The sequence below is a fragment of the Bartonella sp. AP40SXNS genome, from assembly GCF_042195825.1.
Taxonomy (GTDB): Bacteria; Pseudomonadota; Alphaproteobacteria; order Rhizobiales; family Rhizobiaceae; genus Bartonella.
In genome coordinates, this window is the sequence record NZ_JBHIPB010000071.1 from 1 (window position 1) to 1,512 (window position 1,512).

A 1,512-nucleotide genomic window follows, 5' to 3' on the forward strand; every position below is an offset into this window, starting at 1 on the left:
TTAATGCCTTAATGCGATAAAGAGTTTGATTATTAAATACACGTGTCTCATTTGTGAGTGCAAACTTTTTTTGCATAGCACAATTCCTTTATAAATAGATTTAAATTTTAAAATGAAATGTTAAAAGGTGGCGCCCCCGCCGCGCCCGCGCGTTATTTACGCAGCATCATTTTCATATTCGTTATCATCGTCATAATACCCCTCACAATCAGCATAATATTCATGACGGTAATAATCATCTTCACTACCAAATTCTGGATATGCATTATCACAAATATCTTCATTAGCAGTTAGAGAGGCATTGCTATGAATATAAGAATTACCTGAGATAAGAGCATCACAAACCATGGCATCATCAAAAACACGTGCATCATCACAAATATAAGCAGAGCCCCTTATTTTTGCATTACCCCCAACATGGGCATTATCACAAATCACGGCATTATCGGAAATATGGGCATAATCAGTTACATAGGCATTATCATAAAGTTGTGCATTGCCTTCAATTACAACGGCATTGCTAGCATGAGCATTGCCTGAAAGTTTAGCATTGTCCTTTAATGTCCTTCCTTCAAAAATAGCATTCCCATAAATTTTAGCATTGCCATAGACGTCAACAAAAAAGCTTTTTACTTTAGCATTTCCAAAGACGCGTGCATTTTGAAAGACGCGTGCTTTATTATAAACCCAGCAATTGCCATCATGAGAGAGATTATCTTCACTTTCAATATAGCCCCCGAGGTCCCCTTTTTTGACATCATCAAAATCTCTTAAGGCTCTAATACGCGTTAAGAAATGACCATCGATATATTCACAATCATCAATAAATTCGTATTTTTTTGCAGGCTCTTTTTGATTAACAGATGCGATTTCATTTGCAATGTTAGAGAGAACGGGGGAGTTTTTTGATATATTTGTCATAATTAAAACCTATTCGTAAGAATTTTTTTCATTTGACACCTCTATAGAGGCGCCGGGCGCTGAAAAACACGGCGAATAGTCCGTTGCTTATACTTTTCCCTCGCGAAGGGTATTGTATGGCATAAGCACACCCGACAAAATCATCATATATGCTAATCACAGCATAAAAGATAGTCAGTATTTAAGAAATGGGAGAAGTTGTTTCGTAACTTGTCCGCTATTCGTTAAGTGTTTTTCAATCACTTGATTATTTATATAACAAAATACGTATTTATTGTCAAATAATATTTTATCTTTTTTTGATATTTTTTTGTATTTTTTAAATACGTTATGTATTGACAATGTCTTATGATTATGAATTGCTTCTTTTATATTTATATGCTTTTAAAGCTATATTATGGGCTTTATGAAACGATTGCGTTATTTTTTGAATCTATACATTTATAATATTTAGAAACGCTCTCATAATGCGTTTTTTTATCTTTATAACCTATCAGATTTTTTACTAAATGGTTTTTAATTTTTTTGTGAATTTTGTTTATAACGCATTTATCATTTGCACTATCTTAATAGGCACCGCGCTCTTATAAC

Annotated in this window: 1 protein-coding gene; it reads right to left on the reverse strand. The window is 33.3% G+C overall.

Translation table 11 applies throughout. The features are described from left to right. Positions 1-156 precede the first annotated feature (156 nt). Entirely contained in the window at positions 157-921 is a 765-nt protein-coding gene (locus tag ACFILZ_RS09745) for a hypothetical protein (protein WP_375611054.1), read from the reverse strand. Positions 922-1,512: the final 591 nt, after the last annotated feature.

Excerpts from the sequence above, each read along its gene's own strand:
- ACFILZ_RS09745 (WP_375611054.1), bottom strand. The coding sequence starts at position 921 with ATGACAAATATATCAAAAAACTCCCCCGTTCTCTCTAACATTGCAAAT.